The organism is Amycolatopsis sp. lyj-346 (assembly GCF_046548975.1).
Taxonomy (GTDB): domain Bacteria; phylum Actinomycetota; class Actinomycetes; order Mycobacteriales; family Pseudonocardiaceae; genus Amycolatopsis.
Window position 1 is genome coordinate 935,816 of record NZ_JAJPWT010000002.1, and the last position, 22,870, is coordinate 958,685.

The window sequence follows — 22,870 nt, forward strand, 5'->3', positions numbered from 1 at the left end:
TCACGGCCGGCAGGCGTAGATGCAGTTCTGCGGGCGCGGGGAGCCGAGCACTTCGACGTGCCGGAACCCCGCGTCCGCCAGCATTTCCGCCGCCTTTTCGGTACCCCACACGGCGCCGAGCGCGGCACCGCCCTCGGCCAGCGACGTCGTGGTGCAGTACATCAGGCTGATCGAGTAGGTGAGCGCCGCCAGCGGGTTGCCGATGTTCTTCTCGAGGTGGCTGGAAAAGTTGGTGTCCACCATGAAGAACAGGCCGTCCGGGGCGAGCGCGTCCCGGATCCGGCGCAACACGACGTCCGGACGGTCCTGGTCGTGGACGGCGTCGAACGCGGTGATGACGTCATACGGCGGGTCGGCGCTCAGCTCGGCGGCGTCCCCGACGGCGAACTCGGTGTTCGGGAGGCGGTGTTCCCTCGCCTGCTCGACGACGTTCGCGTTGATGTCCAGGCCGGTGAAGTGCGACGCGGGGAACGCACGGGCGGCGACCGCGATCGCGTTGCCGGTGCCGCAGCCGAGGTCGAGCACGCGCACGCCGGCCGTGAGCCGTTCCTTGAGCCCGGGGACCGCGCCGAAGAAGCCGTCCACGAGGTGTTCGCGGTAGATGTGCTTCCAGCTGTCCCCGGTTTTGGCGCCGAGGGTTTCGAGGTAAGGGCCGTAAGCCGACCGCGGGACACCGCCGCCCTCGGCGAACGCGCGTTCCAGCTCGGGCAGCACGCCGGTGAACGCCGACAGCATCAGCAGCGACGGCATCAGGTTCGCCGCGGTCTCGCCGAGCAGGAACTTGGCGTGTTCGGGCGGGAAGGTGTACTCGCGGCCGTCGTAGGTGAAGATGCCGCCGGTGACCATGGCGCCGAGCCACTCGCGGACGTACCGTTCCTGCAGCCCGGCGCGCTCGGCGAGCCCGGCACTGGTGGCCGGCCCCCGTGCGGCCGCGGCGAGCAGGCCGGTGCGGTGGCCGACGCCGATGAGCATGGTGAGGGCGCTGCCGGTCATGGTCGCGGTCAGGTGCGCGGCGAAGTCCTGCTCCTCCATGGGATGCAGCCTACCCGCCGACCGGAGAGTCCGAAGTGGACGATCCGGCCGGCGGGGGCGGGCGGCGCTGCAGGTCAGGCGTCGTCTTCCTCCAGATTCGCGTCCGCCAGCACCGCGTACACGCGGCGGCGGGCGTCGGCGAGGATCTTCTTCACCTCGGCGACCTGGGCTTCGTTGCCGCTGTAGCCCACCTGGGCGGCCGCTCCGGACAGCTCGCCCAGCGCGTGCCACAACGCCGTGAACCGGTCTGCGCCCGGCTCCTCCGCCGGTTCCTCCCACAGCGCCGCGAACTCCGCCTCGCGCCCGGCCACGTGCTCGCGCCCGGCGTCGGTCAGCTCCGCCACCCGGCGACCGGCCGTCTCGACCGTGTGGACCAGGCCTTCGTCCTCGAGCTGCTGCAGGATCGGGTACACCGATCCCGGGCTGGGCCGCCACCGGTCGTGCGTGCGGCGGCGGATCTCCTGCATCAGCTGGTAGCCGTGCATCGGTTCCTCCGCCAGCAGCGCCAGCACCGCCGGCCGCACCGGACGGGCCGGTGGACGGCCGCCGCCGCGGAACTCGCGGACCCGCTGGAACGGCCCGCCGCCGCCGAGCCAGCCACCCGGGCCGCCGAACGATCCCGGGCCGCCCGGGAACCCGGGAAAGCCGGGCCCGCCCGGGGGCTGGGGTGGGTGCGGCGGGTGGGGTGGCGGCGGCGGGAAGCCGCGCGCCAGCTCCGGCCCGCCGTCCCAGTCTTCGTGCCCCGGCACGGCGTGCCCGGGGTGCCCGGGGTGCCCGGGGTGATGCTGCTCGAAGTGCCCCCCGAACCCGGCGAAGATCCGGCCTGCTCCCGCGCTCATCTCCATGATGACCTCCCAGTCGTATCGGCGACATTCACACGATATATCGCCGCTCGATCGACGGCAAGGTGGCCGGTCGTCAGCCGAAGTAGTGCCCGGCCTTCAAGTCCGCGAGCAGGCCGGGCCATTCGGGCACCCAGCCGAGCCGGTTCCGCGTCAGCACGCTCGACGCCGGCGCGTCCGGCCCGGCGAAGTGCGCGAGCCAGCCGAAGTGGCCCGGGACGTCGGACACCGACCGCACCGGCAGGCCGAGGTGTTCCCCGATGACTTCGGCGAGCACTTTCAGCGGCACGCCTTCGTCGCCGACCGCGTGCAGGCGCACACCCGCGGGCGCCGCCTCGACGGCCAGCCGGTACAGGCGCGCCGCGTCGAACCGGTGGACCGCGGCCCACCGGCCGGCGCCGTCGTCCGGGTAGGCCGAGACCCCGGTCTGCCGCGCGAGCCGGATCAGGGCCGGGACGAACCCGTGCCCGTCGCCCTCCCCGTGCACCGAATGCGGCAGCCGCAGCACCGACGCGCGCACGCCCCGCCCGGCCAGCGCGAGCGCCGCCGTCTCCGACGCCGCGCGCGGGAACGCCGGGTCGGCCGCGTCCTCCTCCGTGGCCAGCCGGCCCGGCGCCACCGGGCCGGTCGCGGCCGTGATGATCAACGCCTTCCCGGTTCCTTCGAGCGCCTCGCCGAACGCCCCGATCGCCGCGCGGTCGGTCGCTGCGGCGGCCGTGAGATCGGCGAAGTCGTCGTGGACGTAGGCGGTGTGGACGACCGCGTCCGCTTCGGCGGCTGCCGAGCGGAGGCCGTCCAGGTCGGTCAGCGTTCCGCGCCGGACCTCGGCGCCGGTGGCCGCGAGTGCCGCGGCCTTGTCGTCCGAGCGGGCGAGGCCGAGGACTTCGTGCCCCGCTTCCCGCAGTTCCCGGACGACGGCGCCGCCGACGAATCCCGTCGCACCGGTGACGAACACCCGCATGGTCGTACGCCTCGTGGTTCGGTGACAGTGGCTCCATCGTTGGGCCGCGGCGGCGCGGGCGTCCAAAGCCTGGTTCTCATCGAGCGATACGCTTCCGGCATCACCGCAGGTAGGCTGCGGTCATGGCGGACCTGGACCTGCGGCTGGTGCGGTACTTCGCGGCCGTGGCCGAGCACCGGCACTTCGGGCGCGCGGCGGCCGCGCTGCACACCACGCAGCCGTCGCTGAGCCGGCAGATCCGCCGCCTCGAGGGCCAGCTCGGCGCGCGGCTGCTGGACCGCACGCCGCAGGGTACGCGGCTGACCGAAGCGGGCGAAGTGTTCCTGCCCCGCGCCAAGGCGCTGCTGCGGTCGGCCGAGCAGGCGGCGGCGAGCACCCGCGCGGCGGCCGCGCCGAGCCGTATCACGATCGGCTACCGCACGAACCTGTTCGTCACGCCGGCGGTGCGCGAACTGCGCCACCGCCACCCGGAGGCCGAGGTGCTGACCCGGCACCTGGGCTGGACCGAAACCCGGGAGGCCCTGCTGGAGCACCGGGTGGACGTCGCGGTGACGCGGTTGCCGCTGCGGGCCGACCGGCTGCGCGTCACGGTGCTCTACGACGAAGAGCGGGTGCTGCTGGTGTCAGCCGATCACCGCCTGGCCGGCCGGGAGTCGGTCACGCTGGCCGACATCGCCGACGAGCCGCTCCCCCGCGTCGACGACCCGGAGTGGAACGCGTTCTGGCGCGTCGACCCGCGCCCGGACGGCAGCCGCGCCCCGGACGGCCCGCTGGTCAAGGAGTTCGAGGAGAAGTTCGAGCTGATCGCCGCGGGAGAACTTGCGGCGATCGTCCCGGCCGGGGTCCGGTTCAGCCGCCTCCGGTCCGACGTGACGATCGTCCGGCTGGCGGGCGTCGAGCCGTGCCAGGTGGCCCTCGCCACCCGCGCGACGGACGACAACGACCTCCTGGCGCCGGCGTGCAAGACGCTGGCGGCCCATCTGACCGGCCCCGAGGCGGCGGGGCTGGAGCCTTCGAGGGTCTGACCGCCCGGGTCACGCCGGGCCGGACTTCACCGCCAGTGCCAGCAGCTCCGCCGCCGGGCCCGTCAGGCGCCGGCCCGCCGGCCACACCGCGCGCAGCACCCGGCTCAGCTCCATCCCCGCCACCGGTACCGGCACCAACCGGCGGCCCGCGACTTCGCGCACCACGTCGAGGTCGCTGATCACCGCCGGCCCGGCGCCCGCGATCACCGCGTTGCGCACGGCCGAAGCCGACCCCAGCTCCAGCAGCGGCTTCACCGGCCCCGCACCGGCCCGGCGCAACGCCGCTTCGACCGTCTCGCGCGTTCCCGAGCCCGGCTCGCGCACCACCAACGGGGTCGCCGCCAGCTCGTCGGCCCGGAGCGGACGGCGGCGCCGGGCCCAGGCGTGCCCGGCCGGGACCACCACGACGAGCCGGTCCTCCGCGACGCGACGCGTGGCCAGGCCCCGCCACGGCCCGGGTGACTCGACGAACCCCAGGTCCACCCGGCCGCGCGCGACCAGGTCGGCGACCTGCTCGGAGTTCACCACCTCGAGCCCGACGTAGGTGTCCGGCCCGGCCCGCTTGACCTCGCCGATCCACGCGGGCACGAAGTGCTCGGCGAGCGTCATGCTCGCCGCGACCCGCAGCTGCGCGCCGCGCTGGGTGCGCAGGGCTTCCGCCCCCGTTCGCAGACCGTCCACTTCGGTCAGGACGCGGTGGGCCCAGCCCGCGATCACCCGGCCGTCCGGGGTCAGCGCCGAGCCGCGCCGGGTCCGGTCCACGAGGGACAGTCCCAACTGGCGCTCCAAAGTGGACAGACGTTTGCTCGCCGACGGCTGGGCGATGCCGAGCGCCCCTGCCGCCTGGCCGATGCTGCCGAGGTCGTCGACGAGCACCAGCAGGCGCAGTGAGTCCAGATCCGGTCCGGTCATAGCTTCAGTCTATGACCTCACCACGGATCACCGGCTACCGCGCAGGCCCGGCACCGGCGACGCTGGAGGCATGGCACTGACGACGGCGAAAACCTCCGGCCTGGCGATCACCGGGCTCGGCGTCGCCGCGGCGTACGCGCTCAGCTCGGCGTGGCCGGTGGCCGGCGCGCTCACCGTCGCCGTCGTGCTGGGCGTCGTCGCCGGGAGCACGCCCGTCCTGACCGGCGAGCACCGCCGGGCCGTCGCCGCCCTCACGAAACGCCTGCTGCGCGCGGGCGTCGTCCTGCTCGGGCTCCAGCTCGCCGTCCCCACCGTGCTCGCGCTCGGCCCCGGCACGCTCGCCGCGGTCGTGGTGACGGTCGCGGTCACCTTCGCCGGCACGCTCGGCCTCGCCCGGCTGGCCCGGGTGCCGCGCGCCCTCGCCCTGCTGGTCGCCACCGGCTTCTCGATCTGCGGCGCCTCGGCGATCGCCGCGGTGGAGGGCGTGATCGAGCGCGACGACGAAGACGTCGCCACCGCCGTCGCGCTCGTCACCTGCTACGGCAGCTTCGCCTTGGCCGCGCTCCCCCTGCTCGCCCGCGCGCTCGGCCTCGACGCCGCCAGGACCGGCAGCTGGGCCGGGCTCTCGGTGCACGAGGTCGCCCAGGTCGTCGCGGCGGCCGGGCCCGCGGGCGCCGCCGCGGTCGGGATCGCCGTCGTGGTGAAGCTGAGCCGAGTCGTCCTGCTGGCCCCGGTGGTCGCGCTCGTCGGCGTGACCCAGCGCGTCCGCCGTGACGCGCACGCGCCGCTCGTGCCCCTGTTCGTCCTCGGCTTCCTCGCGATGGTCGCCGTCCGGAGCACCGGGCTCGTCCCGGCGTTCGTGCTCGACGTCGCGAAGACCGCGTCGACGCTCCTGCTCGCGGGCGCGCTGTTCGGTCTCGGCTGCGCCGTCCGGCTCGGCGCGTTGCTGCGCGGCGGCGGCCGGGCCTTGCTCCTGGGTCTCCTGTCCACGCTTCTGGTGCTGGCGACCGGGTTCGGCACGCTGGCCGCGTTCACCTGAAATTTCCCCGCCGGTCACGTATAGGTCGTTATACGCGAGATTGTACGGGTCTTGTACGGATTGCGTCGACGCTGCTGCCGAGACGTGAAACGAATCCGTAGGGAGCTCGAACCGTGAAGATCACCCGAATCGCCCAGGGCTTGCTGGCCGGGCTCCTGGGGTGCGCCACCGTCGCCGTCCCGGCAGCAGTCGGCGCCGCGACCGCTCAGGCCGACGTGGCCAGCTCGGTGGTGTTCGCCAGGAACACCGACGGCCATGACTGTTACCGCATCCCCACTATCGTCAAGGCGAACAACGGCGACCTGCTCGCCTTCGCCGAAGGTCGCAACGACGGCGCCAGCTGGTGCAACGACCTGGGCAAGATCGACCTCGTGATGAAGCGTTCCACCGACGGCGGCAAGTCGTGGGGCGAGATGAAAACGGTCATCACCGCCTTCGGCGACGTGAAGGGCAACCCGGCGCCGATCGTCATCCCGAACAGCAACCGGATCGTGCTGCTCTCGACCATGCAGTGCTTCACCAGCCCTGACTGCAACCGGGTCCCGCGCGTGTCCATCAGCGACGACAACGGGAACACGTGGGGCGCGCCGAAGACGCTGACCACGGAACTCGGCTTCTCGGCCGCGCCGGACTGGCTGGCCACCGGGCCGTCCCACGGGATCGTGCTGACGCGCGGCGCCCACGCGGGCCGGCTCGTCGCCGGGATGAGCTACTCGAACATCGGCGCTCTGATCTACAGCGACGACAAGGGCAGCACCTGGCACCTCGGCGCCAAGGACAAGCCGACGTCGAGCGCGATGAACCCCCAGGAGATCAGCGTCACCGAGCTCAACGACGGCCGGGTCTACGCCGCCGCCCGCAACCAGGCGAACGACGGCAACAAGTGCCTGGCCGACGGAACGCGCAACCGGGCGTTCGCGATCAGCTCGGACGGCGCCGAGACCTTCAGCCAGAACTTCACCTTCGCCACCGACCTCGTCACCTCGGTCGTCGAGGGGTCGACCGGCCGCATGAGCGCCACCGACACCGGCGGCAAGTACAACCGCCTCCTGTTCGCCGCGCCGTCCCTCTGCGGCGCACGCAAGGAACTCCGGATCCACTCGTCGTTCGACGAGGGCGCCAACTGGACCGGCACCGCAGGCAGCTTGCTCGTGTGGGGCCAGGACGCGGCGTACTCCGACATGGTGCCGCTGTCCCAGTCGTCGGCCGGAGTGATCTTCGAGGCAGGCACCGGGGGCGAATACCGCAACTCGATCCGCTACGCCACGATCACCGAAGCCGCGCTCGGCGCCCCGGCCTGCGGTGGCGGCTACAGCGTGATCGATTCGAAGGCGCTCGGCACGGCGGGCACGGTTTACCTGTCGTACAACGCGGCCAACGGAAAGAACTGCGTCAGCACGATGAAGAGCGCGTCCACCGGGACGGGCACGGCGACCTCGGCCTACCTGGAGGTCAAGGGCGCGGCACGGGTCACCGACTCCGGCTCCTTCTCCTACTTCGCCGGCCCGGTCTCGGCGGCCGCGGCGGACAAGTGCGTGAAGTGGGGCGGCTCGGCCGGCGGCGCGTCCTTCGACAGCGAGTTCGAGCACTGCAGCTGATCGGAGGGTGGGACCCGCCCCCTGGCCGGGTCCCACCCTCTTTCCCCGTGCCACCCGGCCCCCTCGCCCGGGTGGCACGGGTGGTTTCAGAAGCCGGTGCAGCCGGCGACGGCACCGGGCCCGGCCGCGGTCGCGGTCTTGGCCTCCTTGCCGTCCACGACGACCTTGCAGCTGACCGAGCCGCCGTCCGGGCCGGCGGTGGCGGTGAACTGGGCCCCGGCGAGGAACCCGGTGGCTTCGACGGTCTTGGTCCACGGCACGGCGGCCGACGTCTCGGTGTTGATCAGGATCGTGTTCCGGTCGAAGGTGCTGTAGACGACGTCGACGGCCTTCGCGTCCCCGCTCACCTCGTAGACGATGGTGTGGTGCTGGGTGGCCTGCTCGTTCACGTCGTCGACCACCTTGCCGATCACCACCAGCCACAGGACGCTCACGATCAGGGCGAGCAGCGACAGCACGACGCCGGCGATCGAGAGTCCCTTGTTGGTCGCCTTCCGGGCACGCACTCTGGCGACGCCGGCCGCCGACAGGATCAGGCCGAGCACCGCCAGCGGCCAGGCGACCACCCCGGCGACCGGGATCGGCGCGATCACCAGCCCGATCAGGCCGAGGACGAACCCGGCTGTGCCCAGGCCGTTGCGCGGCGGCGCGGCAGGCGGAGCCGCGTGCTGCTGGAGCGGGGTGTAGTCGGTCATCGGGTTTCCTTTCGCCGCTGCTTGACGACGAGCAGACAACCAGCCACGCGACCGCGGCCGCGTCGTCCGCAGGCCTCGACCCCGTACGACCAAAGTCGTCACCGCACCGGCGTGGACGAGCGGAACGGCCGATGGGGACGTGACCGTGACCTCGTACGCTGCCCCTCATGGGACGGTCCGTGCTGGGCGTGGTGTGCACCGTGCTGGCGGTCATCGCGAGCTTGGTGAGCGGGTTCGGGAACCTGGCACTGGAAATCAGCCTGCCCGGGACGGACGACCTGCAGCCGTCGGCCGGGGCGGTGCTGGGCTGGCTCCTCGGGGTCGGTGCGTCCGTCCTCCTGGTCTGGCGGTGGCGATGGCCGTTGGTCGTCACGGGTGTCGCGGTGGTGCCGCCGCTGCTGCTGGTGGCCGACTCGCTGCCCGCGCTGATCGCCCTCGCCGCGCTCGCGACCCGGTTCACCGGCTGGTGGCGCTGGAGCGCGGCGGCGCTGGTGTTCGCCGCGACCGGGCTCGCGGTGTGGCGCGACGTGAGCCGGTACCCGGACGCGTCGCTGGCCGAAGCCTGGGTGTCGACCGGGACGACGGTGGGCAAGCTGATCGGCGTCGTCGTCACCGCGGCCGTGTACACCGCCGTCCCGCTCACGCTGGGCATCGTCCGGCACAACGTGACCGAGAAACGCCGCCGGCTCGCCGAAGAGGCGGCCCTGCGCGACCAGGTCGCGCGCCGCGAGGAGCAGGCGCGGATCGCCCGCGAGATGCACGACGTCCTCGGGCACCGGCTGTCCCTGCTTTCCCTGCAGGCGGGTGCACTGGAGGTCACCGCCACCACGGCGCCGGAGGCGGCCGAGGCGGCCAAGACCGTGCGGACCACCGCCCGGCAGTCGCTCGACGACCTGCGTCAGGTGATCGGCGTGCTGCGCGGCTCCGGTTTCCCCGACCGGGCGGCCGGCGGGGCCGCGGAGCCGCCCCAGCCGACGCTGGCCGACATCCCCGACCTGATCACCGGCGCCCGCCAAGCCGGCCTGGCCGTCAACGTGACCATCCTGCTCGACCAGGCTTCGGCGGCCCCGGCCCCGCTCGCCACGGCGGCCTACCGGATCCTCCAGGAGGCGCTGACCAACGTGCTGCGGCACGCCCCGGGGGCGCCGGCGGAGGTGCTGGTCCGCGGCGGGCCGGGTGCCGGGCTGTCCGTCGAAGTGGTCAACCCGCTGCCGCCGCACCCGGTGCCGTCACCGGGCTCGGGCACCGGGCTCACCGGTGTCAACGAGCGGATTTCCCTGCTGGGCGGCACCCTCTCGGCAGGCCCGTTCGACGAGCGGACGTTCGCACTGCGGGCCTGGCTGCCGTGGGTGGCACCCGCGCCCTAGCATGGGCAGGTGAGCGTGCGCGTACTGCTCGTCGACGACGACCCGCTGGTCCGCACCGGACTGTCCATGATCCTGGCCAGCGCACCCGATCTGACAGTGGTCGCCGAGGCCGGCGACGGCGACGAAGCGGTCCAGCAGGTCGCCCGGCACGCGCCGGACGTGGTGATCATGGACATCCGCATGCGCCGCATGAACGGCCTCGTGGCCACGGCGGCGGTGCTGGCCCAGCCCCGCCCCCCGAAGGTCCTGATCCTGACGACGTTCGATCTCGACGAGTACGTGTTCGAGGCGCTGGCGGCGGGAGCGAGCGGCTTTCTGCTGAAGGAAGGCTCACCCCAGGAGATCATCGAAGGCGTCCGGGTGGTGGCGAACGGCGACGCGATGTTGTCCCCCCGGACGACGAAGCAGCTGATCGGCCAGTTCGTGGCTTCGCGGGCGAATCCGCGGCGGAGCCGGGCCCAGGCGAAGCTGGAGCTGCTCAGCGAACGGGAACGCGAAATCGTGACGGCGGTTGCGCAGGGAAAGCCGAACGCACAGATCGCGGCAGAGCTGTTCCTGAGCGAGGCGACGGTGAAGACGCACATCACCCGGACGTTCGCGAAGCTCGATGTGAGCAACCGGGTCCAGTTGACGATCTTCGCGTACGAAGCGGCGCTCGTGACGCCGTGAGTCGCCGCCCGGAAGACCGCCGCTCGGTTCGGCATCCACCGCCCCGGACGGGCAACGGGATCAGAGCGCGACGCGCGTGCGGACCCGGCGGCCGACGTCGCGGGCCCACGCCTTGATCCGGTCCCAGTCGCGGAAGTCGCCGGCGCGACGGCCCGACGCCACCAGCTTCGGGATCAGGCCGTGCACCGTCGCCGGGTCCAGCCGGCCGCCGAAGGTGGCGGTGCGCTCCGCGTCGATGCGCGCGGCCAGCAGCGCCACGTTCGCCGGCAGGCTGACCTGGTGCGTGGCCGCGCCGGGGCCGCACGGTCCGCTGTGGAACAACCACACCGGCCGCTCGGCGAGCACCCGGGCGTTGCGTTCCAGCAACCGGACGGCTTCCGGCCGCCACCGGTGGTAGTACAGGGCGCTGCCGACGACGACCGCGGCGTAGTGCTCGACGCCGGCGACGTCGGCGGCGTCGCGCACGTCGACGGTCAGGCCCGCTTCACCGATCTCGGCGGCGATGACCTCGGCGATCTGCCGGGTTCCGCCGTGACGCCCGGCGTAGGCGACGAGGACTGCGGTCATGCGCTCCATTGTCGGCCCTCGCGGACCGGACTGCCCCGTGGGTTGCGCACGATCCGCCGAACGGGCGCTTCCACGCTACTCTCCGCGTTTTCACGGCGGCGGCAGGAACGCGGGCCGCTGCGCCGGGTCCGGTTCGTCGTAGTAGCGGTGGAAGACCGCGGTCTGCCCGCCGGACAGCGGCGGCACGATCCAGCTCCACTCCGCCGGGCACCGGCGCCCGGCCCGCTCCTCGCGTTCCAGGTGGGACAGGAACCGGTGCGACTCGGTGTGGTGGTCGGCCATCGTGACGCCGGCCGCGTCGAACGAGTGCTGCACCGCCAGCGTCAGCTCCACCAGCGCCCGGTCGCGCCACAGCGTGCGCTCGGACGCGGTGTCGAGACCCATCAGCTCGGCGATGACCGGCAGCAGGTCGTACCGCTGTTCGTCGGCCAGGTTCCGGGCACCGACCTCCGTGCCGAGGTACCAGCCGTTGAACGGCGCCGCCGGGTAAGTGACGCCGCCGATCTCCAGCGGCATGTTGCTGATCGCCGGCACGGCGTGCCAGCGCAGGCCCAGCCCGGCGAACCAGCGGTGGTCGGGATGGGTCAGCGGCACCTCCAGGACGGCGTCCGGCGGCAAGGTGAACAGCCGCGGCTCACCGGGCGCGGCCTCGATCAGCAGGGGCAGCACGTCGAAGGAGCCTCTTCGCTCCGGTGGCCGCCAGCCGAGTCTTCGCACCTGCTCGGTGAACTCGGCGTACCGCGGGTCGCCGAGGACGGAGCCGTCCTCGAACCGGTACCCGGCGTAGCGGATGAGCTGCTCGTTGTGGATGCGCGGGCCCGGCGTGGCCGGGGTGTCCGGCGCGAAGACGGTGACGGTCGGCCGGATCCGCCCGACCCGGGTGGCCTGGCGGAGGTGGGCGACGCACTCGCCGGCGATCGCGGCGGGATCGGTGACCCGGCGGCGGTCCCGGATCCGCAGGCTGCGCCAGTACAGCCGGCCGATGCAGCGCGCCGAGTTGCGCCACGCGACGCGCGCGCCGTACGCCAGCTCGGCCGGGGTGTGCCGGTAGGTGCCGGTTTCCTGGATTTCCGCGCGAACCGCCGCCAGCCGGGTCTCGAACCGCTGACCTTCTTCCGCGGCGCCTTCGGCGAACATCCGGTCCAGGAATTCCTCCGCTGCCGCGGAATTGACGCTTTGCTCCTCCGAGACGCGCTGGGGGCAGAGCGGCAGCGAGGACGTCACCCGCTCGGGTGTAACGGTCATCGGGGTTCCCCACTCTCCGAAATCGCGATCTGCAGCCCGACGAAAAGGTTCACCGTTCCTCCGAAGGTCGCCGACGACACTGCCGGCCCGAAACCCCACTGCCCTGGGAACTCCGGCCAGGCGGGGGAGGATACCCCACGTTTCGCGAGGTCGGCTCCGGCGGTCGGGAACGGCGTCCCGGCGATCCCGGAATTCCAGCGCAGACCGGGTCCGGCTGAAAAAATAACTGCTACCAAGCGTTATTCGGACATGGCACAGCGCGTTTTCCGTCAATCGATCACGACGGGTGGCAAAATCCGCGTGATCCTTTCCCGCGCATCCGGTTGCGTCTTTTCGTGGACATTCGCCGAACGGCCTTCACCGGGGGCGGTCGCCCGTGTATGGCCCCCGGCGTTAGAGTCGCGGGATCGGCAGAGGAGGGAGGAGTTTCGTGAACGCCAGGCGCATCCCCGTGGTCCTGGTCGCCGGGTTCCTCGGCGCGGGCAAGACGACGCTGCTCAACCACCTGCTCGCCAACCGCGAGGGCGCCCGGGTCGGCGTCGTGGTCAACGACTTCGGCCAGGTGAACGTCGACGCGCTCGCCGTCGCGGGCCAGGTCGACACGATGGTCTCGCTCGGCAACGGCTGCCTGTGCTGCGCGGTCGACGCGAGCGGCCTGGACGCGATGCTCACGAAGCTGTCGAGCGCCGAAGCGGGCATCGACGTCATCGTCGTCGAAGCCAGCGGGATCGCCGAGCCGCGCGACCTCATCCGGCTGATGATCGCCAGCGAGAACCCGGACATCCGCTACGGCGGGCTGGCCGAGGTCGTCGACGCCGCCGAGTTCGAGGCCGCCCGCGAACGCCACCCCGAACTGGCCGGTCACCTGCGGCTGGCCGACCTCGTGGTGCTGAACAAGGCCGACCGGGTGCCCGCCGGATCGCTCGCCAAGCTCATCGCGACCGTCGAGGAGCTGGCGCCGGGCCGCCCGCTGCTGGTCACCGAGCACGGCCGGGTCGATCCGCGGCTGTTCTTCGACCCCGAGCCCCGCGGCGAACGGGCCGGCCAGCTGTCGTTCGACGACCTGCGCGAGGACGACCACGACCACTCGCGGCACCTGCACGCCGAGTACCAGACGGTCACCTTCACCGCCGGGACGCCGCTCGCGCCGCGTGCCTTCGTCGAGTTCCTCGAGCGGCGGCCGGCCGGGCTCTACCGGATGAAGGGGCAGGCCGACTTCGGCCCAGCCGGCCCGAAAGCGCGCTTCCACCTGCACACTGTCGGCGGGTTCGTGCAGCTGGACCGGTCGGCCTGGCCGCCGGGCGAGCCGCGGCGGACCGAGCTGGTGCTGATCGGCGCCGGCATCGACACCGACGCCGTGCTCGCCGACCTGGGCCGGTGCCTCGCCGAAGACCCGGACACCGTGGACGAGCGCGGCCTCCTGCACGTCCTGCGGTACCTGCCCGACGAGGCCTGAGGCGCGCCGCCACGCCGAAGATCGGCAAATGCGGTCCGGTCCCGGGCACCGCGACGGACACTGACCGCCATGACGACCACCGCGGTGAGCGCACCACGCTGGTACCTGGTCGGCGTGCTGCCCGAAGACGTCCCGCTGGCGCACCTGATGACCCGCTCCGGCGACCTCCGCTACCGGCGTTCGGCCTGCGGGGAGCGCGAGTCACGCAGCTGGAAGCCGGTGGACCTGACCACGTCCGAGCTCGCGCCGTGCCCGGCGTGCGTCGCGACGCTCTCCGGCGTCGGCGAGGACCGGGGTCAGCTCGCCCTCGACCTGCAGGTCTAGACCAAGGTCCGCGCGAGCCGCTTCGCCGTGTCGAACGGCTGCGGGCCCTGGGCGATCACCGACGTGACCGCGGCGCCCTCCAGCAGGAGCATCAGCTCGTCGGCCAGGGCCTCGGCGCGATCGGGTTCGCCGCGCCGGAGCTGTGCCCGCAGGTAGCCGTGCATGGCGGTCTTGTGGTGACGGACCACTTCGCGGACCGGGTCGGCGGGGTCGGGGAACTCCGAGGTCGCGTTCAGGAACGCGCAACCGCGGTAACCGTCGTGCGACAACGAGGCTTCGTAGGCGTCGAAGACCGCCAGCACGCGCTCCCTCGGATCGGTGTGCGCGGCGGTGATCCGGTCGATCTCTTCCTGCCACCGCCGGTCGCGCTCCCGCAGGTACGCGACGACGAGCCCGCTCTTCGACCCGAAGTTGCCGTAGAGGGCCGCCTTCGTCACCCCGGCTTCGGCCGCCACCGTGTCGACGCCCACGGCGTGGATGCCGTCGCGGTAGAACAGCGCCGACGCGGCCTTGAGCACTTTCGCGCCCGCGTCGCCGGGACGGGTCCGGCCCACAGCAGTCCTCCGAACAGATCAGTATGGCCTCTACCTGCGTCGACCTTACCATCGCTTGACACCAGACAGACCTGTCTGTTTGGTGGGGGTGATGGTGACGCAGACGAAGACGGACAGCTGGTGGTCCACGGCCGCGGCCGGCGCGGTCGTGATCGCCCTCTGCTACGGGTTCGCGCGCTACGCGTACGGACCGTTCGTACCGCGGTTCAGCGAGACGTTCGGGCTCACGACGATCGGGGTCGGCGTACTCGGCGGCCTCTCCACCTCGGGGTACGGCCTCGGGCTGGTGCTCGCCCCGCGAACGTCCGCCCGGTCGGCACGCGGCACCGTGCTGCTGGCCGCGGCGGCGGCCACGCTCGGGCTCGGTCTCATGGCGCTGGCGCCGCACGTCGCGGTGTTCGGCGCCGGGATCACCGTCGCGGGCGCCGGCGCGGGACTCGTCTCCCCGGGCGTTGCCCAGCTGATCGGCGAAACGGTCGGGGCCGGCCCTCGCGACCGGGCGCAGACCTGGGCCAACACCGGGACCGGCCTGGGGCTGGCCGCGTCGGCGTTCACTCCCCTGCTGGCGTTCGGCTGGCCGGTGATCTGGTCGGCGTTCGCCGCCCTCGGCGTGGCCGTGACGCTGATCGTGTGGCGCGCACTGCCGCATTCAGCCGGTCCCGCCGACGTCCCGGCGGCCTCCGGTCCGGTCCGCGGGGTAGCTCCGCTGCTGGTCAACTCCGCCCTCGTCGGCGTGACGAGCGCGCCGTACTGGACGTTCTCCACCTCCCGGCTCGCCGAAGCCGGGCTGAGCCCGGTGGCCGCGACCTGGTGCTGGGCCACGATCGGCGTGGCCGGGCTGCTCGGTGGCCTGGCCGGACGGGCGGCCGGACGCGCGGGCCTGCGGACGGTCAACCTCGCGACGTGGACCCTCTCCGCGGTGGGCATCGCCCTCCTGGCCCTGCCGAACCCGGGGGTGCCCGCCGCCCTGCTTTCCGGTGCCCTGTTCGGCAGCACCTACATGGCGCTGACCGGGCTGTGCATCCTGTGGGCGGCGCGCCTGTTCCCCGGACGGCCCGCGCGGGGCATCACGTGGTCGTTCGCCGGGCTCGGTGTCGGCCAGACCGTGGCCTCACCCCTGGCCGGCGCGGCGGCCGCGGGCATCGGATCCGCGGCGGTGTTCGGGCTGACCGCGTTGGTGGCGCTCCTGGCGTGGAGCCAGCTCCACCCCCGGCTGGGGCCACCCTGATCACGCTTTCTTCGCGCGGCTCGGCGCCACCCGCGGCGGTTCGTTGGGCATCTTCGGGTAGACCGGTGGCCACGGCGCGTCCATCAGCCCGGCCGCCATGTCCTGTCCGGACATCTCCAGCAGCGGCTCGATCGACTGCGGCCGCTCCCCCGCGCCGGCCCACGGATCGCCGCGCTCGGCCACCCGCGCGGGCACCGTGCTCAGCGTCAGCGTGCCGGGTTCGACGGTGCCGAGCTCGTCCCAGCCGATCGGCGTCGACACCTGGCCGCCGACGCGCGGGCGCACGCACCAGGCGCCGAACACGGTCTTGTGCGGGGCGTTCTGGTTGAAGTCGACGAACACGCGCGTGCCGCGTTCTTCCTTCCACCACTGCGCGGTGATCTTCTCCGGGTGACGGCGTTCCAGCGCCCGCGCCAGCGCGACCGCGGCCGCCCGCACCTGGAAACTGTCCCAGCGCGGCTCCAGCAGCACGTACAGGTGCAGCCCGCGCGAGCCCGACGTCTTCAGGTGCCCTTCGATGCCGTGTTCGGCCAGGAATTCCCTGGTCAGCACCGCGGCTTCGCGCAGTTCGTCGAACCCGACGCCGGGCGACGGGTCGAGGTCGACGCGCAGTTCGTCGGTGATCTCGGGCGTGTCGGCGAGGTAGGGCCAGACGTGGAAGCCGAGGCACCCGAGGTTGACCGCCCAGAGGATGTGGGCCAGGTCCTTCGCCACCAGCGCGTCGCTCGTCGTGCCGTTCGGCGTCGAGACGACCGCGGTGGTCAGCCACGGCGGCGCGCCCTTCGGCACGCGTTTCTGGTACCAGTTCTTGCCGCCGGCGCCGTCGGGGTAGCGCTCCAGCAGCAGCGGACGCCCGCCGAGCCGGGCCAGCAGCGGCCCGGACACGGCCCGGTAGTACTCGACGAGGTCGAGCTTCGTCTCGCCGCGTTCCGGGAAGTAGACCTTGTCCGGGCTGCTGATCTTGACCTCGACGCCGTCGACGTCGAACACGACCGCGCCGCTCACCGGGCCTCCCCGAACAGCTTCGCCAGCTCGGCGGGCGGTGCCTCGTCGAGCTGGGCGTACGTGCACGACTCCGGCGTGCGGTCGGGCCGGAAGCGGACCAGCCGCCCGCCGTGGCGGAACCGGCCGCCCTGCAGGTGCTCGTAGCGGACCTCCGCCACCCGTTCCGGGCGCAGCGGCTCCCACGAGAGGTCTTTCTGCGGGGCCCACCGGCTGTTCGCACCCGGTTGCCGCCCCGGTTCGGGCTCGTATCCCGCCGACGTGCTCTCCCCCGCGGAGGCGGCATGAGACTCGGCCCAGGACCGCCACGGGTGGTTCTCGAGCGCGTTCTCGCGCAGCGGTGCCAGCTCCTCGACGAGCTCGGCCCGCCGCGCCTTGGTGAAACTGCTGGCCACCCCGACGTGGTGCAGGACGCCCTCGTCGTCGAACAGCCCGAGCAGCAGCGACCCGACGCCGGCGCCGTCCTTGTGCCAGCGGAACCCGGTGACGACGCAGTCGGCCGTGCGCTCGTGCTTCACCTTCAGCATGACGCGCTTGTCCTGCTCGTACGGCAGGTCGCCGGGCTTCGCCATGACGCCGTCGAAGCCCGCGCCCTCGAACCGGGTGAACCAGTCCTCGGCCTGCGCGGGATCCTCGCTCAGCGGCGTCAGGTGGACGCGCTGCAGCCCTTCGGCCGCGGTGCTCAGGACGCTTTCGAGCTGCTTGCGCCGCTCGCGGAAGGGCTGCTCGGTGAGGTCGGTGTCGCCGAGGGCGAGCAGGTCGAAGGCGATGAAACTGGCCGGCGTCTCCCCGGCGAGCTTGCGCACGCGCGAAGCCGCCGGGTGCAGCCGCAGCTGCAGCACCTCGAAGTCGAGCCCGTGCGGCGTGACCAGCACGATCTCGCCGTCCACGACGCAGCGCGGCGGCAGCGCGGCGGCCAGCAGCTCCACCAGCTCCGGGAAGTAGCGGGTCAGCGGGCGGTCGTTGCGGGAGCCGAGCTCGATCTCGTCGCCGTCGCGGAACACGACGCAGCGGAAGCCGTCCCACTTGGGCTCGTACAGCAGCCCCGGCGCACGAGGCAGTTCGTGCACGGCTTTCGCGAGCATCGGCCGCACGGGCGGCATCACGGGCAGGTCCACCGCGCGAGCTTAAAACACGGGTACGACAGTTCTGGGCGTGATACACACTGTTCCGTGACCACCGAACGCCCCGCACCGCCCCTGACCGGGGGCGAGCGCGAGATGCTGCGCACGTTCCTCGACTTCCACCGCGCCACCCTCGCGATGAAGTGCGACGGACTGTCCGACGAGGACCTTCGCCGGGCGTCGAGCCCGCCGTCGGCGCTTTCCCTGCTCGGCCTGGTCCGGCACATGGCCGAGGTCGAGCGCACCTGGTTCCGCCGGGTGATCGCGGCCGAGGACATCCCGCTGGTGTGGTCGGACGAGGGCGACTTCCAGGCTGCCTACGACGCGAGTTCGTCGACGCGCTCCGAAGCCTTCGCGGTGTGGCAGGCCGAAGTCGAGCAGTCGCGCAAGATCGAGGAAGCGGCCGAGTCCCTGGACGTCACCGGCCACCAGGCGCGCTGGGGCGAGGACGTCTCGCTGCGGCTGGTGATGCTGCACATGATCCACGAGTACGCCCGGCACAACGGCCACGCGGACTTCCTGCGCGAGGCGATCGACGGCGTCACCGGGGCGTAGCGGACCGGGACGCCCGCTAAAGCTCCGCCAGGACGAGCCCGCTGCGCGGCTTCGGCGTGAAGTAGGTGGCCTTGCGCGGCATCCGGCGCCCGGCCGCGTGCACGGCGAGGACGTCGGCGAAGCTCACCGGGGCCAGCTGGACCACCGCGTCCGCGTCCGGCGGCAGCGGGCGTCCGGCCGGCAGCGGGCGGACGCACGGTCCGTCCGGGTCGATGCCGAGCGCGCCGGCGAACAGGATCTGCTCCACGATCTCGTGGTCGATCGCCGGCCACGGCCCGGCCGGCGCCGGGAGCGGCACCCGCAGGACGGCCGGTCCGGCACGCACCACCGCCTCGCCGGTCACCGGCACGGCGTGCTCGTCGTAGCGGACGTCCAGGCCGGCCGCGCACCAGCGGGACACCAGGTCCTCCGGGCCGAGGCCGGTGCCGGTGAGGACGCGGTGGATCGCGCCGATCTTCAGGTCCGGTCCCGCGGTGACCAGGGCCAGCAGCGCGCCGTGGCCGGCCGCCGCCGCGGCGGCGACGCGGTGGTTGCCGTCGGCGACCAGCAGGTCCGCATCGGCGACCGCGGCCAGCAGCCTGCGCTGCAGCGGGCCGTCCGGCACCACCCACAGGTCGTGGCGCCGGCCGGCCGCGTCCGAAGTGGACAGATCGGGCAGGCCGAGGCCGGCGCAGGCCTGCTCGACCTGCCCGGTCAGCTCCGGGCCACCGGCGGCGGGGACGAGCAGCGCCGCACTCGTCGCGCAGCCCAGCCCGGCGAGCACGGCGGCCCGTTCCGCGACGACGTCCGGGTAGACGTCCTCGGTGTGGCGGACGCGCGCGGCGCCGTCGTCGGCCACCGCGGCCGGGTCGACCAGGCAGAGGAGGCCGAGCGCCGCGCCGTCCGGCCCTTCGACGCGGTACGGGGCGACGATGTCGCGCACGGGCCGGTAGAACCGCCTGCGCAGCCGTTCGAGGACGGCGCGGGCGACCGGGACGGCGGCCGTCAGGTCGAGGCCGCGGGCCAAGGCCGCGGGCGTGCGGGCCGGGTGCTGCACGGCCAGCAGGCTGTCGGCGGCACCGGGCGCGGCCAGTGCGGCGATCACGTGTTCGGGCTCGGCGAACTCGTCGACGTCCGGGCCGGGGACCGCGTCGCGGATCACCCAGCCCCGCTCGATCGGCCGGATCCAGTCGCTCATCCTGCCCATCTTGCGCCACGGGCGCCGGGAAATTCGCTGGGGCCGCCGTCGCGGGAATGGAATGCTTAGGGCTGCAAAGTAGTTGACCCCGGTCATGACCGACCCGAGGAGCACCCCGCCGATGACGACGTCCGCCGCCGCGAAAGGGGTCGGCTTCCGGTCCGAACGCGGCCCGGTCCTGATCGCGGTCATGCTCAGCACGGCTCTGGTCGCGCTGGACAGCACGATCATCGCGACCGCCGTCCCGTCGGTGGTGCGCGACCTCGGCGGGTTCGCGCAGTTCCCGTGGCTGTTCTCGATCTACCTGCTCACCCAGGCCGTGACGGTGCCGCTCTACGGCAAGTTCGCCGACGTGCTCGGCCGCCGTCCGGTGATGTTCTTCGGGATCGCGGCGTTCCTGGTCGGCTCGGTGCTGTGCGGCGCCGCGTGGAGCATGCCGGTGCTGATCGCCGCCCGCGCGGTGCAGGGCATCGGCGCGGGGGCGATCCAGCCGATGTCGATGACGATCATCGGCGACCTGTACACGGTGGAAGAACGCGCGCGGGTGCAGGGCTACGTCGCCAGCGTGTGGGGCGCCGCCTCGGTGGTCGGCCCGACGCTCGGCGGCCTGTTCGCCGAGTACCTGGACTGGCGCTGGATCTTCTTCGTCAACCTGCCGCTGGGCGCGATCGCGGCGCTGATGCTGTTCCGCGGTTTCGCCGAGCGCGTGGAGCGCAAGCCGCACAAGGTCGACTACCTGGGCGCGGCGCTGCTGACCGTCGGCTGTTCCCTGATCATCCTCGGCCTGCTCGAAGGCGGCGTGGCCTGGGCGTGGGGCTCGCTGCCGAGTGTGGCGATCTTCGTCGCGGGCGCGGTGCTGCTGGTGGCGTTCGTGCTGGCGGAGAAGCGCGCCGCGGAGCCGGTGCTGCCGCTGTGGGTGTTCACCCGCCGCGTCCTGGTGGGCGGCAACCTGGTGGCGCTGGTGGTGGGCGCGGTCCTGATGGGACTGACCTCGTACCTGCCGACGTACGCGCAGGGCGTGCTCGGCGCGGGAGCGCTGGTGGCCGGGTTCGCGGTGGCGGCGCTGACGGTGGGCTGGCCGATTTCGGCGTCCCTGGCCGGCAAGATCTACCTGCGCATCGGCTTCCGCGACACGGCCCTGATCGGCAGCGTGTTCATCATCGCGGGCGGCGTCCTGGTGGCCCTGCTGGGCGCGGGTTCGTCGCTTTGGGCGGCAGCATTCGCGGCGTTCGTCCTCGGGATCGGGCTGGGCCTGGCGGCCAGCCCGACGCTGGTGGCGATCCAGTCGGTGGTGGGCTGGGACCGCCGCGGCGTGGTGACGGCGACGAACCTGTTCAGCCGGTCGCTGGGAAGCGCGGTGGGAGCGGCGGCGTTCGGCGCGATCGCCAACGCGACACTGGCGTCGAGGTTCGCGTCCCCACCGCCGGGGGTGGGACCGCTGCCGCCATCGGTTGATGCGACGAGCCTGGTGCTGGGCGGGCACGCGGACAACTCCCCGGCGGCGGTGTTCGTGCGCGGGGCGCTGGCGGAGGCCACGCACTATGTGTTCTTGGGCTTGCTGGCGGTGGCCGTGTTGTCGGTGGGGGCGTTGCTGCTCATGCCGCGGAAGACCGAACAACTGGAGTTCTGAGCTGATTTCCGGCCGCGGCAAACCCGATTCGACGGCACGTTCGTTTGCGCACGCCACGTGCACGTGCAGCCGGATGAGCGCCCGGCCGATCCCCTTGCTTCGCAAGGAAACCCGGCGGAGCGGACGTCCAGGAATTGTCACTTATTTGACCGGGAATCACCGAGCAACTGCACAGCCGGACGTGCGTTATCCTGCTCTCGGCGGTGTCGAGCCGTCACGTTCCGCAGTTAACCTAAACGGACGCCTACGCGACGTTCCGGCCTTCGATGCCGTAGCCGGCCGACCGGAACGCGCCCGTCGAGAACCAGGGGACGCACGTGGCCGAACAGGACGGGCCTACGGCCGAGACGGACTCCGTCGGCCTCACTTGGGTGAAGAGTTCGGCCAGCGGCACCGGTACGGACCCTGAAAAATGCGTCGAGGTCGCCCGGACACGTGAACACGTCCTCATCCGGGATTCGAAGCACCCCGGCGCCTGGCTCTCGATACCCCCGGCAACCTGGCAGGCTTTCCTTCGCGGATGCCTCTGAAGAACGCCCCCTCGCCCGGCTGGACCTGATCAAGGTCCGGCCGGGTTTTCCGTTCCGGGGGCGACGCTCCTCGGAGCCACCTGGCAGCACTCCAACACGCTATGAAGGTGAACGCAAGGTGCTCTATGACAGTCAGAGTGCTACCGTTCTGCCATGTGGCACATCGACAGCCTGCCACCTGAAACGTGGAGGAGTGAAGACAATCATGACTAGGGCGCACTCGCCAGTGGTCAGCCAGCGACGTGTGCTGGCGGAGATAAGGGAGGCGCGTGAGGCCCTGCAGCTCACTCAAAAGGACGTCGCCGAGGCGCTGGACTGGTCGACTTCGAAGCTCATCCGCATCGAAAACGGCACAGTGGGCTTGTCGATCACCGACCTCAAGGCGCTCCTGCTGCACTACGGCGTCACCGACCGGGATCGCGTCGAAACCTACGTCGCGATGGCCAAGGCAGGCCGGGAACCCGGCTGGTGGGACCAGTTCAAGCGCACCAGCAGCCCGGAGTTCGTGAAGTTTCTCGGTCTCGAGTCGGCCGCGGTCATTCTTCGCCAGTACCAACTGCACCTCGTACCAGGGCTGTTGCAGGTGCCCGAGTACACCCGTTCCCTGGTGACGCGGGCCACCGGGGACCCCGACGTCCAGGCGCGGGGAACCAAACTCCGCGCGCAGCGGCAGGGGCGGCTCGAAGACCCCGAACTCGAGCACTTCTTCATCCTCGACGAATCGGTGCTGCACCGCCGCGTCACCGACGGCGAGAGCTGGCGAACCCAGCTGCGCCACCTCCGCGAAGTGGCCCGGAAACCCAACGTGACCTTGCAGGTCCTCCCGTTCGAAGCCGGCTGGGTCGAAGGGATGCAGAGCTCCTTCGAGCTGCTGCAGCTGTCCGACCAGTCCAACGACCTGTTCCTGAACCTGGAACAGCCCGACGGGGACCTCTTCTTCGACGACGTGATCGGCGCCGAGAAGGCCGCCCAGTTCATCCAGATCTTCTACCGCTTGGAAGATGCCGCACTCAGTCCCGGCGAAACACCGGACTTCATCGACAGCATGCTGCAGAAGCTGGAGGACTGAATGAGATTCGCGTAGGGAAGCGGCCCCTGGCTGGTACCCAGGGACCGCTTCGAAGGCAATACCTCCGACCCACCCAGAAGCAAGCGCGGACATACTGCCGAGGCGCCAGCATACGACCCGGCATCCGGGGAACGGTCCCGCCGTACGGGCTCATGACCTGAGTTCACTCTCCGGAGACCCGGCGTCACCCTCGCTGGTGACCGAAAGCTGCCCGGGCGAGCGCGGCCACGAGCCGTGATCAGCTCGCCAGGCGCCTCTTCTCCGGAAAA

General features: G+C 72.2%; 23 protein-coding genes. 12 read left to right on the plus strand and 11 right to left on the minus strand.

The window, feature by feature from the left end:
- The 3 genes from ACLJQE_RS10715 to ACLJQE_RS10725 form a co-directional block, all read right to left on the minus strand.
- Complete coding sequence (locus ACLJQE_RS10715; RefSeq protein ID WP_410638988.1) at positions 1 to 1,032, minus strand: class I SAM-dependent methyltransferase; 1,032 nt, start codon at positions 1,030 to 1,032, stop codon at positions 1 to 3.
- Between the two features lie 74 nt (positions 1,033 to 1,106).
- Positions 1,107 to 1,877 carry a PadR family transcriptional regulator gene (locus ACLJQE_RS10720; RefSeq protein WP_410638989.1) on the minus strand — a complete coding sequence of 257 codons (771 nt, stop codon included), beginning with the start codon at positions 1,875 to 1,877 and terminating at the stop codon, positions 1,107 to 1,109.
- 73 nt (positions 1,878 to 1,950) lie between these two features.
- Positions 1,951 to 2,835, minus strand: a complete 885-nt coding sequence (locus ACLJQE_RS10725; protein ID WP_410638990.1) for an SDR family oxidoreductase — start codon at positions 2,833 to 2,835, stop codon at positions 1,951 to 1,953.
- Positions 2,836 to 2,957: 122 nt separating this feature from the next.
- Between ACLJQE_RS10725 and ACLJQE_RS10730 the strand changes: the two genes are divergently transcribed.
- Positions 2,958 to 3,860: a LysR substrate-binding domain-containing protein gene (locus ACLJQE_RS10730; RefSeq protein ID WP_410638991.1), complete on the plus strand. Its 903-nt coding sequence runs from the start codon at positions 2,958 to 2,960 to the stop codon at positions 3,858 to 3,860.
- A gap of 9 nt (positions 3,861 to 3,869) precedes the next feature.
- On the opposite strand, the gene ACLJQE_RS10735 is transcribed toward ACLJQE_RS10730, so the two are convergent.
- Positions 3,870 to 4,772, minus strand: coding sequence for a LysR family transcriptional regulator (locus ACLJQE_RS10735; protein ID WP_410638992.1), 903 nt, complete (start codon positions 4,770 to 4,772; stop codon positions 3,870 to 3,872).
- 70 nt (positions 4,773 to 4,842) lie between these two features.
- Here ACLJQE_RS10735 and ACLJQE_RS10740 point away from each other — a divergent pair, with 70 nt between their 5' ends.
- Both ACLJQE_RS10740 and ACLJQE_RS10745 read left to right on the plus strand, forming a co-directional pair.
- Complete coding sequence (locus tag ACLJQE_RS10740) at positions 4,843 to 5,811, plus strand: YeiH family protein (protein WP_410638993.1); 969 nt, start codon at positions 4,843 to 4,845, stop codon at positions 5,809 to 5,811.
- Between the two features lie 113 nt (positions 5,812 to 5,924).
- A complete protein-coding gene (locus ACLJQE_RS10745; protein ID WP_410638994.1) occupies positions 5,925 to 7,409 on the plus strand; it encodes a sialidase family protein in 1,485 nt (494 codons plus the stop codon).
- 86 nt (positions 7,410 to 7,495) lie between these two features.
- Here the strand turns inward: ACLJQE_RS10745 and ACLJQE_RS10750 are convergent, their stop codons facing one another.
- Positions 7,496 to 8,104 (minus strand): MmpS family transport accessory protein, encoded by a 609-nt coding sequence (locus ACLJQE_RS10750; RefSeq protein ID WP_410638995.1) that lies wholly within the window; start codon positions 8,102 to 8,104, stop codon positions 7,496 to 7,498.
- 167 nt (positions 8,105 to 8,271) lie between these two features.
- Here ACLJQE_RS10750 and ACLJQE_RS10755 point away from each other — a divergent pair, with 167 nt between their 5' ends.
- The gene (locus ACLJQE_RS10755; protein ID WP_410638996.1) at positions 8,272 to 9,471 is read left to right on the plus strand and encodes a sensor histidine kinase; all 1,200 of its coding nucleotides are present in this window, start codon (positions 8,272 to 8,274) and stop codon (positions 9,469 to 9,471) included.
- Between the two features lie 9 nt (positions 9,472 to 9,480).
- Positions 9,481 to 10,140, plus strand: coding sequence for a response regulator (locus tag ACLJQE_RS10760; protein ID WP_410638997.1), 660 nt, complete (start codon positions 9,481 to 9,483; stop codon positions 10,138 to 10,140).
- Between the two features lie 60 nt (positions 10,141 to 10,200).
- Here the strand turns inward: ACLJQE_RS10760 and ACLJQE_RS10765 are convergent, their stop codons facing one another.
- Together ACLJQE_RS10765 and ACLJQE_RS10770 are read right to left on the minus strand one after the other, a co-directional pair.
- A complete protein-coding gene (locus tag ACLJQE_RS10765) occupies positions 10,201 to 10,707 on the minus strand; it encodes a flavodoxin domain-containing protein (RefSeq protein ID WP_410638998.1) in 507 nt (168 codons plus the stop codon).
- A 90-nt stretch (positions 10,708 to 10,797) separates the two neighbouring features.
- The gene (locus ACLJQE_RS10770) at positions 10,798 to 11,952 is read right to left on the minus strand and encodes a nitric oxide synthase oxygenase (protein WP_410638999.1); all 1,155 of its coding nucleotides are present in this window, start codon (positions 11,950 to 11,952) and stop codon (positions 10,798 to 10,800) included.
- Positions 11,953 to 12,382: 430 nt separating this feature from the next.
- On the opposite strand from ACLJQE_RS10770, the gene ACLJQE_RS10775 reads away from it, so the two are divergent.
- Both ACLJQE_RS10775 and ACLJQE_RS10780 read left to right on the plus strand, forming a co-directional pair.
- Positions 12,383 to 13,408, plus strand: a complete 1,026-nt coding sequence (locus ACLJQE_RS10775; protein WP_410639000.1) for a CobW family GTP-binding protein — start codon at positions 12,383 to 12,385, stop codon at positions 13,406 to 13,408.
- 69 nt (positions 13,409 to 13,477) lie between these two features.
- Entirely contained in the window at positions 13,478 to 13,732 is a 255-nt protein-coding gene (locus ACLJQE_RS10780; RefSeq protein WP_410639001.1) for a hypothetical protein, read from the plus strand.
- Here ACLJQE_RS10780 and ACLJQE_RS10785 read toward each other — a convergent pair.
- Complete coding sequence (locus ACLJQE_RS10785) at positions 13,729 to 14,286, minus strand: TetR/AcrR family transcriptional regulator (RefSeq protein ID WP_410639002.1); 558 nt, start codon at positions 14,284 to 14,286, stop codon at positions 13,729 to 13,731. The two genes, ACLJQE_RS10780 and ACLJQE_RS10785, sit on opposite strands and share 4 nt — an antisense overlap.
- Positions 14,287 to 14,377: 91 nt before the next feature.
- Here ACLJQE_RS10785 and ACLJQE_RS10790 point away from each other — a divergent pair, with 91 nt between their 5' ends.
- Positions 14,378 to 15,514, plus strand: coding sequence for a YbfB/YjiJ family MFS transporter (locus ACLJQE_RS10790; RefSeq protein WP_410639003.1), 1,137 nt, complete (start codon positions 14,378 to 14,380; stop codon positions 15,512 to 15,514).
- Here ACLJQE_RS10790 and ligD read toward each other — a convergent pair whose 3' ends face one another.
- Both ligD and ACLJQE_RS10800 read right to left on the minus strand, forming a co-directional pair.
- Complete coding sequence (ligD, locus tag ACLJQE_RS10795; RefSeq protein ID WP_410639004.1) at positions 15,515 to 16,519, minus strand: non-homologous end-joining DNA ligase; 1,005 nt, start codon at positions 16,517 to 16,519, stop codon at positions 15,515 to 15,517.
- A complete protein-coding gene (locus tag ACLJQE_RS10800) occupies positions 16,516 to 17,634 on the minus strand; it encodes an ATP-dependent DNA ligase (protein ID WP_410639005.1) in 1,119 nt (372 codons plus the stop codon). The genes ligD and ACLJQE_RS10800 overlap by 4 nt, the downstream gene beginning before the upstream one ends.
- 54 nt (positions 17,635 to 17,688) lie before the next feature.
- On the opposite strand from ACLJQE_RS10800, the gene ACLJQE_RS10805 reads away from it, so the two are divergent.
- A complete protein-coding gene (locus ACLJQE_RS10805; protein WP_410639006.1) occupies positions 17,689 to 18,195 on the plus strand; it encodes a DinB family protein in 507 nt (168 codons plus the stop codon).
- Between the two features lie 16 nt (positions 18,196 to 18,211).
- On the opposite strand, the gene ACLJQE_RS10810 is transcribed toward ACLJQE_RS10805, so the two are convergent.
- Complete coding sequence (locus ACLJQE_RS10810) at positions 18,212 to 19,372, minus strand: DUF1015 family protein (protein ID WP_410639007.1); 1,161 nt, start codon at positions 19,370 to 19,372, stop codon at positions 18,212 to 18,214.
- Between the two features lie 121 nt (positions 19,373 to 19,493).
- On the opposite strand from ACLJQE_RS10810, the gene ACLJQE_RS10815 reads away from it, so the two are divergent.
- From ACLJQE_RS10815 to ACLJQE_RS10825, 3 genes are all read left to right on the plus strand, one after another.
- Positions 19,494 to 21,002 (plus strand): MDR family MFS transporter, encoded by a 1,509-nt coding sequence (locus tag ACLJQE_RS10815; protein ID WP_410639008.1) that lies wholly within the window; start codon positions 19,494 to 19,496, stop codon positions 21,000 to 21,002.
- Between the two features lie 371 nt (positions 21,003 to 21,373).
- A complete protein-coding gene (locus ACLJQE_RS10820; RefSeq protein WP_410639179.1) occupies positions 21,374 to 21,532 on the plus strand; it encodes a DUF397 domain-containing protein in 159 nt (52 codons plus the stop codon).
- 226 nt (positions 21,533 to 21,758) lie between these two features.
- Positions 21,759 to 22,601, plus strand: a complete 843-nt coding sequence (locus tag ACLJQE_RS10825) for a helix-turn-helix domain-containing protein (protein ID WP_410639009.1) — start codon at positions 21,759 to 21,761, stop codon at positions 22,599 to 22,601.
- Positions 22,602 to 22,870: the final 269 nt, after the last annotated feature.

Coding starts and splice junctions, on each gene's coding strand:
- ACLJQE_RS10715 (WP_410638988.1), bottom strand. CDS start 1,032: ATGGAGGAGCAGGACTTCGCCGCGCACCTGACCGCGACCATGACCGGC.
- ACLJQE_RS10720 (WP_410638989.1), bottom strand. CDS start 1,877: ATGGAGATGAGCGCGGGAGCAGGCCGGATCTTCGCCGGGTTCGGGGGG.
- ACLJQE_RS10725 (WP_410638990.1), bottom strand. CDS start 2,835: ATGCGGGTGTTCGTCACCGGTGCGACGGGATTCGTCGGCGGCGCCGTC.
- ACLJQE_RS10730 (WP_410638991.1), top strand. CDS start 2,958: ATGGCGGACCTGGACCTGCGGCTGGTGCGGTACTTCGCGGCCGTGGCC.
- ACLJQE_RS10735 (WP_410638992.1), bottom strand. CDS start 4,772: ATGACCGGACCGGATCTGGACTCACTGCGCCTGCTGGTGCTCGTCGAC.
- ACLJQE_RS10740 (WP_410638993.1), top strand. CDS start 4,843: ATGGCACTGACGACGGCGAAAACCTCCGGCCTGGCGATCACCGGGCTC.
- ACLJQE_RS10750 (WP_410638995.1), bottom strand. CDS start 8,104: ATGACCGACTACACCCCGCTCCAGCAGCACGCGGCTCCGCCTGCCGCG.
- ACLJQE_RS10755 (WP_410638996.1), top strand. CDS start 8,272: ATGGGACGGTCCGTGCTGGGCGTGGTGTGCACCGTGCTGGCGGTCATC.
- ACLJQE_RS10765 (WP_410638998.1), bottom strand. CDS start 10,707: ATGACCGCAGTCCTCGTCGCCTACGCCGGGCGTCACGGCGGAACCCGG.
- ACLJQE_RS10770 (WP_410638999.1), bottom strand. CDS start 11,952: ATGACCGTTACACCCGAGCGGGTGACGTCCTCGCTGCCGCTCTGCCCC.
- ACLJQE_RS10780 (WP_410639001.1), top strand. CDS start 13,478: ATGACGACCACCGCGGTGAGCGCACCACGCTGGTACCTGGTCGGCGTG.
- ACLJQE_RS10790 (WP_410639003.1), top strand. CDS start 14,378: ATGGTGACGCAGACGAAGACGGACAGCTGGTGGTCCACGGCCGCGGCC.
- ACLJQE_RS10810 (WP_410639007.1), bottom strand. CDS start 19,372: ATGAGCGACTGGATCCGGCCGATCGAGCGGGGCTGGGTGATCCGCGAC.
- ACLJQE_RS10815 (WP_410639008.1), top strand. CDS start 19,494: ATGACGACGTCCGCCGCCGCGAAAGGGGTCGGCTTCCGGTCCGAACGC.